Origin of the sequence: Enterobacter sp. ECC-175 (genome assembly GCF_043968675.1) — a bacterium.
Lineage (GTDB): Bacteria > Pseudomonadota > Gammaproteobacteria > Enterobacterales > Enterobacteriaceae > Enterobacter.
In genome coordinates this window covers 1,145,229-1,157,067 of sequence record NZ_CP143776.1, presented here as the reverse complement: position 1 = coordinate 1,157,067, position 11,839 = coordinate 1,145,229, and the positions used below count along the sequence as shown (strand labels likewise).

At 59.9% G+C, this 11,839-nt stretch carries 12 protein-coding genes; 2 read left to right on the top strand and 10 right to left on the bottom strand.

Going from position 1 to position 11,839, the window contains the following annotated elements:
• Nucleotides 1–362 precede the first annotated feature (362 nt).
• Together nrdD and nrdG are read left to right on the top strand one after the other, a co-directional pair.
• Nucleotides 363–2,501, top strand: a complete 2,139-nt coding sequence (gene nrdD / locus V1599_RS05445; protein WP_395301143.1) for an anaerobic ribonucleoside-triphosphate reductase — start codon at nucleotides 363–365, stop codon at nucleotides 2,499–2,501.
• A gap of 132 nt (nucleotides 2,502–2,633) precedes the next feature.
• Nucleotides 2,634–3,098 (top strand): anaerobic ribonucleoside-triphosphate reductase-activating protein, encoded by a 465-nt coding sequence (gene nrdG / locus V1599_RS05440; protein WP_112012063.1) that lies wholly within the window; start codon nucleotides 2,634–2,636, stop codon nucleotides 3,096–3,098.
• 92 nt (nucleotides 3,099–3,190) lie between these two features.
• Here nrdG and V1599_RS05435 read toward each other — a convergent pair whose 3' ends face one another.
• The 10 genes from V1599_RS05435 to V1599_RS05390 all read right to left on the bottom strand — a co-directional run bounded on the left by V1599_RS05435 (nucleotide 3,191) and on the right by V1599_RS05390 (nucleotide 11,833).
• A complete protein-coding gene (locus V1599_RS05435; protein ID WP_297121341.1) occupies nucleotides 3,191–3,433 on the bottom strand; it encodes a type II toxin-antitoxin system RelB/DinJ family antitoxin in 243 nt (80 codons plus the stop codon).
• A gap of 77 nt (nucleotides 3,434–3,510) precedes the next feature.
• Entirely contained in the window at nucleotides 3,511–5,421 is a 1,911-nt protein-coding gene (locus tag V1599_RS05430) for a transcription antiterminator (protein ID WP_112012060.1), read from the bottom strand.
• Between the two features lie 19 nt (nucleotides 5,422–5,440).
• Nucleotides 5,441–6,577 carry a lactonase family protein gene (locus V1599_RS05425; protein ID WP_395301142.1) on the bottom strand — a complete coding sequence of 379 codons (1,137 nt, stop codon included), beginning with the start codon at nucleotides 6,575–6,577 and terminating at the stop codon, nucleotides 5,441–5,443.
• Nucleotides 6,578–6,698: 121 nt separating this feature from the next.
• Nucleotides 6,699–7,439 carry a KDGP aldolase family protein gene (locus V1599_RS05420; RefSeq protein ID WP_395301141.1) on the bottom strand — a complete coding sequence of 247 codons (741 nt, stop codon included), beginning with the start codon at nucleotides 7,437–7,439 and terminating at the stop codon, nucleotides 6,699–6,701.
• Nucleotides 7,436–8,554: a DgaE family pyridoxal phosphate-dependent ammonia lyase gene (locus tag V1599_RS05415; RefSeq protein ID WP_395301140.1), complete on the bottom strand. Its 1,119-nt coding sequence runs from the start codon at nucleotides 8,552–8,554 to the stop codon at nucleotides 7,436–7,438. The genes V1599_RS05420 and V1599_RS05415 overlap by 4 nt, the downstream gene beginning before the upstream one ends.
• Nucleotides 8,538–9,671 (bottom strand): amidohydrolase/deacetylase family metallohydrolase, encoded by a 1,134-nt coding sequence (locus V1599_RS05410; protein ID WP_395301139.1) that lies wholly within the window; start codon nucleotides 9,669–9,671, stop codon nucleotides 8,538–8,540. Before V1599_RS05410 ends, V1599_RS05415 begins: the two co-directional genes overlap by 17 nt.
• A 42-nt stretch (nucleotides 9,672–9,713) precedes the next feature.
• Nucleotides 9,714–10,355 (bottom strand): DUF4310 family protein, encoded by a 642-nt coding sequence (locus tag V1599_RS05405; protein WP_006179056.1) that lies wholly within the window; start codon nucleotides 10,353–10,355, stop codon nucleotides 9,714–9,716.
• A 13-nt stretch (nucleotides 10,356–10,368) separates the two neighbouring features.
• Complete coding sequence (locus V1599_RS05400) at nucleotides 10,369–11,145, bottom strand: DUF4311 domain-containing protein (RefSeq protein WP_006179055.1); 777 nt, start codon at nucleotides 11,143–11,145, stop codon at nucleotides 10,369–10,371.
• Between the two features lie 23 nt (nucleotides 11,146–11,168).
• Nucleotides 11,169–11,468 (bottom strand): DUF4312 family protein, encoded by a 300-nt coding sequence (locus tag V1599_RS05395; RefSeq protein WP_008501409.1) that lies wholly within the window; start codon nucleotides 11,466–11,468, stop codon nucleotides 11,169–11,171.
• A gap of 2 nt (nucleotides 11,469–11,470) precedes the next feature.
• Nucleotides 11,471–11,833, bottom strand: a complete 363-nt coding sequence (locus V1599_RS05390) for an SFCGS family glycine-rich protein (protein ID WP_008786042.1) — start codon at nucleotides 11,831–11,833, stop codon at nucleotides 11,471–11,473.
• Nucleotides 11,834–11,839: the final 6 nt, after the last annotated feature.

Below are 11,839 nucleotides of genomic sequence, written 5' to 3'. Positions count from 1 at the left end.
GGCGCCCGCAGCGTCCGGCTTATTTTGCTGTTTTTGTTGAAAAATTAATCAGATTTTTCCTTCCTGGATTTACAAACGCTGTATCGCCCGCCGTTTGTACTCTCGTCTTTTTACCTTGTTCTGAATCAAAAAAATCGCAAACATGTTTGATGCAAATCACTATATGTAGCACTTAAAATGCATCCCGACCCAACATCTTGTATTTATCGTCTACTATTCCAACAACAAGACGGCATCAACGCTGGCCGGAATTGTGGATAACAGGCGTTGGGAACGAGGGAAGTCTCTGGCCCGGCTGACAAATCGTCCGGCACTGCCTTCTCCGCCTTTGTGGATAACCTGTTTTTAAAAATGGAGTGATCATGACACCGCATGTGATGAAACGTGATGGCTGTAAAGTGCCGTTTAAATCAGAGCGCATTAAAGAAGCCATTCTGCGTGCAGCTAAAGCAGCGGGAGTCGATGACGCAGATTACTGCGCCACCGTCGCAGAAGTCGTTAGCAGCCAGATGAACGAACGCAGCCAGGTGGACATCAACGATATTCAGACTGCTGTCGAAAACCAGCTGATGTCCGGCCCGTACAAGCAGCTGGCGCGCGCCTATATTGAATACCGCCACGATCGCGACGTTCAGCGTGAAAAGCGCGGTCGTTTGAATCAGGAAATTCGCGGCCTGGTCGAGCAGACCAACTCGGCGCTGCTCAACGAAAATGCCAACAAAGACAGTAAAGTGATCCCCACCCAGCGCGACCTGCTGGCCGGCATCGTGGCCAAACACTATGCCCGTCAGCACCTGCTGCCGCGCGACGTGGTGTCGGCGCACGAGCGCGGCGAGATCCATTATCACGATCTCGACTATTCGCCGTTCTTCCCGATGTTTAACTGCATGCTGATCGACCTGAAGGGGATGCTGACCCAGGGCTTCAAGATGGGTAACGCCGAGATTGAGCCGCCGAAGTCAATCTCCACCGCGACGGCGGTCACGGCGCAGATTATCGCCCAGGTAGCCAGCCATATTTACGGCGGCACCACCATTAACCGGATTGACGAAGTGCTCGCGCCGTTCGTCACCGAGAGCTTCAACAAGCACCGCAAAACCGCCGAAGAGTGGCAGATCCCGGACGCCGACGGCTACGCGCATGCCCGCACCGAAAAAGAGTGTTACGACGCGTTCCAGTCGCTGGAATATGAGGTGAACACCCTGCATACCGCCAACGGCCAGACGCCGTTTGTGACCTTCGGTTTTGGCCTGGGCACCAGCTGGGAATCGCGCCTGATTCAGCAGTCCATCCTGCGCAACCGCATTTCCGGCCTCGGCAAAAACCGCAAAACCGCGGTGTTCCCGAAGCTGGTGTTCGCCATTCGCGACGGCCTGAACCACAAGTTTGGCGATCCGAACTACGACATCAAGCAGCTGGCGCTGGAGTGCGCGAGCAAGCGCATGTACCCGGATATCCTCAACTACGATCAGGTGGTGAAAGTCACCGGCTCGTTTAAAACGCCAATGGGCTGCCGCAGCTTCCTCGGCGTGTACGAAGACGAAAACGGCGAGCAGATCCACGACGGGCGCAACAACCTGGGCGTAATTAGCCTTAACCTGCCGCGCATCGCGCTGGAAGCGAAAGGTAACGAAGCCGCGTTCTGGGCGCTGCTGGACGAGCGTCTGCAGCTGGCGCGTAAAGCGCTGATGACCCGCATTGCCCGTCTGGAAGGGGTGAAGGCGCGCGTGGCCCCAATCCTCTATATGGAAGGCGCCTGCGGCGTGCGTCTGAAGGCCGACGACGACGTGTCTGAGATCTTCAAAAATGGCCGCGCGTCAATTTCGCTCGGCTATATCGGCATCCATGAAACCATCAATGCCCTGTTTGGCGACCAGCACATGTACGACAGCGAAATGCTGCGCGAGAAGGGCATCGCGATTGTGCAGCGCCTGCGCGACGCCGTTGACCAGTGGAAAGAAGAGACCGGCTACGGCTTCAGCCTCTACAGCACGCCGAGCGAAAACCTGTGCGATCGCTTCTGCCGCCTGGACACCGCCGAGTTCGGCGTGGTGAACGGGGTGACGGATAAAGGCTATTACACCAACAGCTTCCACCTGGACGTGGAGAAAAAGGTGAACCCGTACGACAAGATCGACTTCGAAGCGGCCTATCCGCCGATCGCCAGCGGCGGCTTTATCTGCTACGGCGAGTACCCGAACATCCAGCACAACCTGAAGGCGCTGGAAGACGTGTGGGACTATAGCTACCAGCACGTGCCGTACTACGGGACCAACACGCCAATCGACGAATGCTACGAGTGCGGCTTTACCGGCGAGTTTGAGTGCACCTGCAAGGGCTTCACCTGCCCGAAATGCGGCAACCACGATGCGGCCCGCGTCTCCGTCACCCGCCGCGTGTGCGGCTACCTCGGCAGCCCGGACGCGCGTCCGTTCAACGCCGGCAAGCAGGAAGAGGTGAAGCGCCGCGTGAAGCATCTGGGGAATGGGCAGATCGGGTAAGTTTTTACCGAATTATTCCCCCTCACCCTAACCCTCTCCCCATAGGGGAGAGGGGACTGCACGGTGCGGTCTTTCTCCCTCTCCCCTATGGGGAGAGGGCGGGGTGAGGGGTAAGGGCATCAGGTTAACGCTATGAATTACCATCAATACTATCCTGTCGACATCGTCAACGGCCCCGGCACCCGCTGCACCCTGTTTGTCTCCGGCTGCGTTCACGAATGCCCCGGCTGCTACAACAAAAGCACCTGGCGCGTTAATTCGGGCATGCCGTTTACTAAAGAGATGGAAGACAAGATCGTCAACGACCTGAACGATACGCGCATCCACCGCCAGGGGATTTCGCTTTCCGGCGGCGATCCGCTCCATCCACAGAACGTGCCGGATATTCTCAGGCTGGTGAAACGCATTCGAACTGAGTGTGCGGGAAAAGACATTTGGGTCTGGACGGGCTATAAGCTGGATGAACTGAACGCCGCTCAGATGGAAGTAGTGGATCTGATCAACGTGCTGGTCGACGGCAAGTTCGTGCAGGACTTAAAAGACCCGGCGCTTATCTGGCGCGGCAGCAGCAACCAGGTTGTGCATCATTTGCGCTAAGCGCTAAAGCCGTTTATTCGCTTCCTGATAGACGGCTGATTTCTCTTTTTTTCACTATCATTCCCTTTAACGCCCTCGGATCAAACTCAAGTTCATAGGTCATCCAGACTAACCTTAATTCCCTTTTGTGGATTCGCCAGCCGCTCCCGGACTGTCTGTATCAGCGCCTCTTCGCTGTCGCTGATCGTGACGGTTTTCACCGGCATCCGCCCCGTTTCAGCAACATACTGAAACAGTAGGCGCACCGCTTCCGTTGGCGTAATATTGAGTTTTTCCAGCACGGCATAAGCCTCGTTTTTAAGTTTGTCGTCCAGGCGGACGTTTAGCGTAGCCATAATGCCTCCCATAATTGCAAATATGTAATGCAGTTTAGCATTACATTCGCATTACATCGAATTCTGGATAACGCCTCTCAAAACCGGCTCAAGCTTTCCATCGCCACCGCCTTAAATTCCCCAAAATCCCTGCAGCCGCACAGCCGCGACACCGCGCGCTCGCGCAGGAAGGTGACGAAAATATCGTAGATCGCCATCGCCTCTTCGTATTCGCTTTTGCTGATGGCGAGCAGGAAAATCACGTGCGCGATTTCATCGCCCCACTGAATGCCCTGTGGGGCCAGCACGGTATAGACCACCGTTTTTTGCGCCAGCAGCCCAAGCGAGTGTGGAAGCGCAATGCCGTCGCCGAGCAGGGTGCTGACGATGGCCTCGCGCTCAATCACGGAGTCCAGAAACTCTGCGCCGACAAACCCTTCGCCTTCAAGCTGTTCACACAGTTCGCGGAACAGGGTTTGCTGGTCGACCGGGGCATTGATGATGCGGAAGTGGGCGGCGTCGAAATATTTATCCAGCATCCACGGACGGGTGCGGTCCACCAGCACCAGCTTGCCAATTTGCTCCAGCTGGTAGTCCGTGGGGAACGGCGCAATCGTTACCACCGGCTTCGCTTTTTCGCTGATGCGTACGGTGGAAATGACGAAATCTTCGCCAATCGCGTCCGCAAGCTCGTACTCGCGCAGGGTCAGGGTGCGGGCGATCTCAATCTGCGGGTATTTACGCTGCAGCACCGCCTCAATCATGCGCACCATCGCATTACCCGCATCGCACACCAGCAGCACGCGCGGCTGGCGCTGATAGCCCACGTTGTAGTGCCGCTCCAATCCCACGCCGATGTGCAGCACCAGGAAACCAATCTCGTTTTCGCTGATGACGTACGGCGTGTATTTGCCCCAGCTCGACACCGCCGCCAGGGTCATGTCCCACGCCATCGGGTAGTGCTGCTTGATATTATCCAGCAGCGGATTGGGGATCATGATCTGATACCGCACGCGGGTAATCATGGTTTTAATATGCGTCAGTAAATCCGCGTGCAGCTGCGCGTCGCTAAGCAGGTTGTAGTTATAGTGGGTGTTGATGTAGCGCAGGATGTAGTTGACCAGCGCTTCGTCATCGTCGGCATTGATCGCGCTTGGCGCAATCTCCTGGATCTGCCGCGCCGCAATGTGCACGCACAGCCAGCTCTCCTCCGAAGGCGAAAGCGCTTTGCCCGCCAGCTGCTGGAGAGTGGCGGCAATCTCTTTCGCCGCATCGCGCACGTTCTCCTCAACGTCTTCCGCGTGAAATTCCGGCAGCGGATAGCCTTCGCTGATGCGGCGCACCGATACCGCGCAGTAGAGGCGTAGAAACAGCTCGCCCTCGTCGGTCAGGCGAATATGGTGCCGCGTCAGCGCGTCGTGCAGCACCGCCACCATCTGCTCCGGCACGCCCGCGTTGAGCGCCACGTCGGTGACCAGCGGGTTCAGGCTGTCCTGCTGCGCCAGTTCCCACAGCAAATCGGTCAGGCAGGCGCGAATCGACATTTCGCTGCCAAACAGCTTCATGCCGTGGCGCGGCCGGGTCTCCAGCGTCAGGCTGTAGCGGGCCAGCCAGTCGCGCACGTCGACCATGTCGCTTTGCAGCGTAGCGCGGCTAACAAACCACTCGTCCGCCAAATCTTCCAGCTTGAGCGAAAACGCCGAGGTCAGAAAACGCACCACCAGATAGTGGACGCGCTCCGTTCCCGTCCGCGGAATGCGCAGCGCGCGCGGGTGGGAATCCTGCAGGGCCTGATAGCGCGCCGCATCGTCAATTTTGAGCTGATAGCCGCTGCCGCGGCTCAGCACGAACTGCGCGCCGTGGCTCGCCAGCAGCGCGTTGAGGGCGGTGATGTCCGCCCGGACGGTTCGCGTGGAAACCGACAGCCGCTGCGCCAGCTCGTCCTGCGGCAGCGTCTCGTTTTGCAACAGATCGAAAAGTTGCGCTAAACGTTGGTTCGGAAATCGCACGTCGTTGTCCTCTTACTGCTTAGGGTGAAATAACCATCTGGGATGGACTGCCGACCGGCGTATAGTCCGGCTCAACGCTCAGCTTCCCGTCCTGCGCCACGCGAAAGCGGGTAATGTTGTCGCTGCGCTGGTTCATGACGTACAGCCAGCGCCCCTGTTTATCCAGCGTTAGCGTGCGTGGATAATCCCCGCGCGTCCAGACGTCGTCCCGGTGAGTCAGCGTGCCGTCCGTCGTTACGGTAAAGTGCCCGATGCTGTTATGCAAACGATTAGCCACATACAGCTGCCTGCCGTCCGCGCTTAACGCCAGCCCGGCGGCAAAGCTGGTGCCTTTGTACCCTTCCGGCAGCGCAGAGAGGCTTTTGCCCTCCTTCAGCGTGCCGTTTGCCGCCACGGTATAGTGCGTCAGCGTTGAGGCCTCTTCGTTGATCAGCCACAGCGCGTCGCCTTTCGGCGTGAAGACAAAGTGGCGCGGACCGGCGCCCTTCGACGAGGCGCGGATAAACGGCGGATCGTTCGGCGTCAGCTTCCCGGTTCGATCGTCAAACCGATACTGATAGATGCGATCTAACCCCAGATCGGTGGAAAACACGTACTTCCCGCTCGGATCGGCGGCGATCATGTGCGCGTGGGGGCCGTTGTGATCGCTGATGGCAAAGCTGCCCTCCGCAGCGGCTGCCGGCTTCGCCGCGCCCGGTTCACCCCGATCCTGATGTTTATCCGTAGCATCCCCCAGGCTGCCTTCCGCGTTGACCGGCAGAACGGCAATCGAACCGCTGACGTAGTTCGCCACCAGCAGATGCTTGCCGTTCGGCGTCAGCGACAGGTAAACCGGGCCCGCGCCGCCGGATGAAACCTGGTTAAGCTCGCTGAGATCGCCGTTATCCCCCACGCGCAGCGCCTGCACCACGCCCTGCTCCACCTCGCTTGCCACGTACAGCGTTTTGCCATCGTGAGAGGCGGCAAGCTGCGCGGCGTTCGGCAGCTTGCTGACCAGCGTTTTATTGCCCAGCGCGCCGGTGCGCGGGTCGACGGTAAAGCGGTACAGCCCTTCGCCGTTCGGATTATAGGTGCCGACCCAGGCGTATTGGGTTTGCGCGACGGCGGCGGTAGCAAGTAGAGAGAGTGAAGCGACGAGCAGGTTACGGGTGTGCATGGTGGCTCCTGTGGGTGTGCGGTTTGTTCCCCTCACCCTAACCCTCTCCCCAAAGGGGAGAGGGGACGATGACACCCTCTCCCCTTTGGGGAGAGGGCCGGGGTGAGGGGTAAAGTTTTTATTACTTCACCAGCTTCTTCGTCATTTCCAGCAGCGTGCGCACGTCTTCCGGGCGCGTGTCGCCGCTGGCCTTGTCGATAATCGAGCTGTAGATATGCGGGATGATTTTGCTCACGCCCGCGTCGAGGGCGATCTGCAGGATCTCCTCGTAGTTTTCCAGATCGATACCGCCGGTCGGCTCCAGCCAGAAGTCGTGACGCGCGCAGGCTTCCGCCACGGCTTTGTATTCGTCACGACACTTCAGGCCGCCCATCGGGAAGTATTTGATCGAGCTGCCGCCGAAATCTTTCAGCAGGGCAATCGCCGTTTCAACCGGCACGATGCCATCCGGTGCCGCGCTGCTCAGCGGGCCGGTGGAGATTTTCACCATGCCGACGGTGCCGGTTGGCGAGACCAGGCCATTGACCACGGACTCGCTCTGCCCCAGCAGCGCGCGGCTGGTCGCCACGCCGGTGAAAACCTGATTCACGTGCTGCGGCTGCACCTGGCGGGAGATCTCGCTCACCATCGCCGACTGGTTCGGATCGCCCGCGCCCAGGCCTACGGAGAGCGCGTTATCAATCAGCTGCGCGTACTCGCGCATGTCGGCAACCGCGCTCGCCACGTCCGGGTAGTTTTTAGAGAGCACGCCCACCAGCACGTGGCCCTCCGCCGCCTCGTAGATGGCGCTGGCGTTGGCTTTTGAGCCTGCCAGCACGTTCAGGCAGACGCGGTCGCGGTAAAAATTCGGGGTCAGTTTCATGCCTTTTTCTCCTGGCCTAATACTTCGCTAATGCGGCGGTACACGATGTTCAGCTGGTCAGCGTTCACGCTGCGCACGTCCGCTTCGATAATCCCTTCGTTAGCCTTGTAGCCGCGGAAGTAAATGGCGTATTCGCCCTGCTTGAGCTTATTCACCAGATCGCCGGTGCCTACGCCGGTCGCGGCTTCGTCAAACTTAATCTCGGTACGCGCAATATCGCGCCCGGCGCTGTCCCAGACCACCCGCGCGGTCACGCCGTTCAGGGTGTTGAGCGCGTCGATAAACGGCGTCATCTTCGCCACCATCTCCGCCCCGCTCTCCTTGGTCGCCGTCAGGTAGTGTTCGATGGCGCAGGTCAGGCCGAGGATCCCCTCTTTGCCCACCTTCATCGCGCGGCCTATGCCCGCCGTCTGGCGCTTCACCCACTCAACGTACTGGGTTCTGCCGATCACCAGCCCGCTGGTTGGCCCTTCGATCGCCTTCGCGCCGCTGTAGATCACCAGATCCGCGCCGGAGCGGTAGTAAACGTGCAGATCCTCTTCCGCCGCCGCGTCGACGATCAGCGGCAGATCGTGCTTGCGCGCCACGACCGCCGCCTGCTCGACGCTGAGCATGCTTTTTTGCACGCAGTGGTGAGATTTAATGTAGAGGATCGCCGCCGTGCGCGGGGTGATCGCCGCCGCCAGCTGGTCGGCAGAACACTCGTTGGCATAGCCCGCTTCCACCAGCCTGCCGCCGCCCAGCGCCACCATGGTGCCGACCGGCGCGCCGAAGTTGACGTTGTGGCCTTTCGGCAGCACGATTTCGTTGTTTTCAATTGGGGTAACGTGCAGGTTTTCCAGCAGCCAGTCGCTGTCTTTCACCAGCACCGCCGCCACGGACTGGGCGATGCCCGCCGAGGCGCAGGAGACGACGGTCGCGCCTTCCACGTCCAGCAGCTTCGCGATGTATTCCCCGGTTTTATTGACCAGGTCCTTCATCTCGAAGTAGTGGTTCATGCCGTCCATCGCCGCCTGCACCACCTCCGGGCGCGGCGTGGAGACGCCCAGCGCCGTCATGCGGCCCGAGGTGTTGATAACCTGCTTTAAGTGATACTTCTCATAAATCGAAGGCATGTTCCGTGCTCCCTTGTTCGGTCATGTAGCCCTTGCCCGCGCGGATCGCGGCAAGCGGCACCAGAATGTGTTCAGCCTGCAGGCTGTCGTTTTCCGCGTCCGTCAGCAGCGTTGGCTGGCGCTTCAGCGTGAACAGCGTCAGGTCGGCGTCGAGGCCCGGCGCGATGCGCCCTTTGCGCGCCAGGCGCAGGCCGTCGGCGGCGTTCGCGGTGACGCACTCAATCACCTGCGGCAGCGACATGCCGATGGCGAGAAACTTCGACATCACGCTCGCCAGGCTGCCTACCGGGCCGTTGATGCGGTTGCGGCAGTAGATATCCGAGCTGATGGTGTGCGGCAGAATGCCCATCGCGATGGCGCGCTTCGCCACCTCAAAGCTGAAGCTCGCGGTGCCGTGGCCGACGTCCAGACGAACGCCGCGCTTCAGGGCGGAGGTGATGGACGCTCGCAGCTCGCCGGACGGCGTCAGGATGCGGTTCGGCTTGCCGTTATAGCAGTGGGTGATGATGTCGCCGGAGCTCAGCAGCTCGGCGATTTCATCGAGGTTCGGCGGGTTGTTGCCGATGTGCACCATCAGCGGCAGATCGCCGTTCTCTTTCTGAATGGCTTTCGCGCGCTCCAGCGGCGTGATGCCGTTCTCGCCGACCACGCTGCTGCTCATGCGCGCCTTCAGGCCGACGATAAAATCAGGGTGGCGCTTCACCGCCTGCTTCACCGCGTCCGCATCAATATTCGCCATGTTGGCCAGCTCGTTCTGGGCAATCAGCCCCACGCGGGAGATGTTCAGCAGCGCGTACACCTCCGTCGCGGCTTTGCGGGTCATCGCGTAGAAATCGTCCACGTCGTCAGCGCCCGTGCTGCCCGCGTCCACCACGGTGGTGACGCCGGTAGCGATGCCGACGCTGTCCGGCTCGTCGTGGTAAATCGGGGAGTTCGGGTAGCAGTGAACGTGGGAGTCGATCCAGCCTGCGCTGACGAACACGTCGCCGTTTAGCTCAACCGTTTTACGGGCGGGTGCGTTAATCTCGCCCAGCGCCGCGATTTTCCCGTCCTGAATGGCGATATCGGTCAGGGTATCGTCGGAGAGGCGCGCGCGGCGCAGGAGTAAATCAAACATGGGGTTCTCCTGGTAAGGCGGGCGCCGCAGCGCCCGCAGGTGTTAAAGGGCGACCGGGAACAGCCAGCCTAACAGCATGGCGCCGAGGATCGCGCCGCCGGTAATCGGCTTCTGCCAGATGTAGAACAGCAGCGCGCCCAGCAGTGACCCCACGCCGATCGGAATGGAGGCGGTCATGGCGCTGAGGATAATCAGCGGCCCGAGGAAGCGGCCGGAGGCGTTGCCCGCGCCCATCATCACGTCCGCGCCGTAGGTGGAGTTGCTCTGGTTGATGGTGAACTTACGCGCCAGGATAATGACGTAGCCAATCGCCAGGCCAATCACCAGGCCGGTAATCAGCGCGGCAATAAAGTTGGTCACCGGGAACATAATGCCCGCGCCCAGCAGCAGCGCCGGAACGCCTAAGCCCACGCCGGTCTGGATCGCGCCGCCGATATCCAAAATACCGACCAGCGAGCCTTCGATGATGCGGGCGAACAGGAAGCTCGCGCCGAACGCCGCCACCGCGCCGTACACGCCGGTATCCATCCCCGCTTTCAGCATCGCCACGAAGGCCACTTCGTTAAACGCGCCGATGCCGTACAGGTAGTACATGTGCGTCCCGGCGAACACGCCGGAGGAGAGCAGGCCAACGAAGATCGGGAACGACCAGTCGGCATACCAAAAACCTTTATTCTGTTCCATTTAGAGGCTCCTGTTATTTACCGCTGAGCGAGTTGTGGATCATGTCGAGCCAGTTCGGCACGGTCAGATGGAAGGATTCGATCATCTTCATGTCGAAGCCGCGGAAGAAGCCGCTCAGGACGAACAGCAGAACAATCGCCGCCATCATCACTTTGGTCACGTGGTTCCAGCCGCTCTCTTCCACGCCTTTACCGATCAGGATCCCCAGCACCAGGCCCGGTACGGCGTTACCCATGATTAGCTGCGCCGCGCCGCCAAACACGGTGGCCCAGAAGCCGGATTTTTTACCCGCGTCGATGGCCGCCAGCCAGAAGATCACCGGCATCACTGTGTTCACCAGCAGGTTTGCTGCGGGCACCAGCACCTTCACGGCGGTGACCTGAAGCGCGGCCGGCACGGAGGAGGCGGTAAGGTTAAGGAAGGTGACAACCAGCATGCCGATCACCCCGCAGGCAATCGCCATTTTGCGCGGGTCGTGCAGCGTTTCGCCGACGTTACGGTTCTTGATCATCAGCGCCGCGGCGCCCCAGTTTGGGATAATGCGGTGGTCAACGTCCTGCGTGAACGCCCCCGCGGCCACGGATGACGCCCAGGCGTTAAAGAAGAAGCCCAGCCCAAAGGAGAAGTGAGAAGCCGGGTCCCCTTCGCAGGAGTTCAGTTCCCCCAACGTACGAAACGCGCCCATACCCTGTGTGGTAGGCGCATGAAACATGCGTGCAGCCCCGGCCCCAACGCCGACGCCAACCAGGCCGCCGATGATGAGCGATTTTATTAATATTATCAGGAACATTAGTCTGCCCTATGTAGTAAGAATCAGCGTTGCGTGACGAAATCCACCCGGTCGAGATTGATGGCGGTCACGTTGACGGTCACATCCAGCTCCACGCTGTAGGTGCGTCTTTCCCGGCGCAAAAAGAAGAACAGAAAGGCTTCTTTGCGCACCGCTTCTTGCGCCTGAACGACCTGCACATCCTGTGGCTCAATACGCAGTAAGATATGCGGTGAGGCTTTCATCACCGCGGCCTGAACGTGGTTGAGCGCGTCGGCAAAGGCGCGCGCTTTGGCGTCGCCCTTCCCCTTCACTCTCACCGTGGTAGTGAACTGTTCTTTCATGCTCACGCGCCGTACTTCTTCTGCCACGCCTGTACCAGACGCTCGCCCAGCTCTTCTTTATCCATAAAGCCGAAGCCCAGCACGTTGCAGCCTTCGTTGATGGCGGTGACGCCCTCGTCCACGGAGCGCATGCCGTATTTGGCCTTGTAGCCATACTTGGTTTGCGCCGTGATTGCGCCCGCGCCGCCGCTGCCGCAGAAGGAGATGCCGAAGGTGGCGTTTTCCGCTTTCATCACGTCGCCAAGCTTCATATCCGCGGCCACGCCAGGCACGACAACCGCGCGTCCACCTGCTTTTTCAACACCCGCAGCCACTTTCTGACCTTTACCCAGGCGATCGCCAATCACGACTGTAATTTGTTCCATGTGTTG

Excerpts from the sequence above, each read along its gene's own strand:
- V1599_RS05400 (WP_006179055.1), bottom strand. The coding sequence starts at position 11,145 with ATGTTCCTGATAATATTAATAAAATCGCTCATCATCGGCGGCCTGGTT.
- V1599_RS05405 (WP_006179056.1), bottom strand. The coding sequence starts at position 10,355 with ATGGAACAGAATAAAGGTTTTTGGTATGCCGACTGGTCGTTCCCGATC.
- V1599_RS05435 (WP_297121341.1), bottom strand. The coding sequence starts at position 3,433 with ATGGCTACGCTAAACGTCCGCCTGGACGACAAACTTAAAAACGAGGCT.
- V1599_RS05390 (WP_008786042.1), bottom strand. The coding sequence starts at position 11,833 with ATGGAACAAATTACAGTCGTGATTGGCGATCGCCTGGGTAAAGGTCAG.
- nrdG (WP_112012063.1), top strand. The coding sequence starts at position 2,634 with ATGAATTACCATCAATACTATCCTGTCGACATCGTCAACGGCCCCGGC.
- V1599_RS05425 (WP_395301142.1), bottom strand. The coding sequence starts at position 6,577 with ATGCACACCCGTAACCTGCTCGTCGCTTCACTCTCTCTACTTGCTACC.
- V1599_RS05410 (WP_395301139.1), bottom strand. The coding sequence starts at position 9,671 with ATGTTTGATTTACTCCTGCGCCGCGCGCGCCTCTCCGACGATACCCTG.
- V1599_RS05415 (WP_395301140.1), bottom strand. The coding sequence starts at position 8,554 with ATGCCTTCGATTTATGAGAAGTATCACTTAAAGCAGGTTATCAACACC.
- V1599_RS05395 (WP_008501409.1), bottom strand. The coding sequence starts at position 11,468 with ATGAAAGAACAGTTCACTACCACGGTGAGAGTGAAGGGGAAGGGCGAC.
- V1599_RS05420 (WP_395301141.1), bottom strand. The coding sequence starts at position 7,439 with ATGAAACTGACCCCGAATTTTTACCGCGACCGCGTCTGCCTGAACGTG.
- nrdD (WP_395301143.1), top strand. The coding sequence starts at position 363 with ATGACACCGCATGTGATGAAACGTGATGGCTGTAAAGTGCCGTTTAAA.